The 617-nt window shown below is 38.9% G+C and carries 1 protein-coding gene; it reads left to right on the top strand.

Annotated features, from left to right (window positions below):
* Positions 1 to 617, top strand: a 617-nt coding sequence (locus tag B9T16_RS29140) for a hypothetical protein (RefSeq protein ID WP_410246443.1), incomplete at both ends; no start/stop codon positions are given.

Here is a 617-nt window from a genome sequence, read left to right as displayed (position 1 = left end):
GTAGTGAAAAATTAAATAAGTCTCTTGTCGATAACAAATATTATCAAGAGTTATTTGCCAGAGGTTATATTATTTCAAATAAACGAATAACTACGGTTCCTGTTCACTGGAAAAAATCTCGATTTTGTGATATTTACTTCGCTTATGATCCACGTCTTAATTGTCACTTAGCTCGGGAGACAGATGTAGCGGTTATGTGCTTAGGATTAATCTGTGATGTCCGCTTTCCTAAGCAGACAACGGATGAGTGTGTCTCTTTTCTAGCTGAGTCCTTAGCTTCATCAGAATCAATATTCTATGACCGCTTGAGTTATGCGTGCGGTCGGTTTGTAATTGCAGCTTATCAGCCGGAAGTTGGTCTTTTCATCTTAACCGATGCAACGGGTATGAAGTCGGCATTTTACTACAATCAAGAAGCCAAAATTGTAGGTTCACACGCACAACTGGTAGCTGAAAATGCCCAGAATACCGAACGTCGTACTCCGATTCCTTTTAAAAAGGGCTATCCCGGAATACAAACCCCATTCCACAATATATTTTTATTAACACCCAATACCCAGCTCAATTTTGATAATTTTTCCATCAGGCGATTTTTCCCTGTATCACCATTGATTTCA

The sequence above is a fragment of the Arthrospira sp. PCC 8006 genome, assembly GCF_046480465.1.
GTDB lineage: Bacteria > Cyanobacteriota > Cyanobacteriia > Cyanobacteriales > Microcoleaceae > Limnospira > Limnospira platensis.
This window is presented reverse-complemented; position numbering and strand designations above follow the sequence as displayed.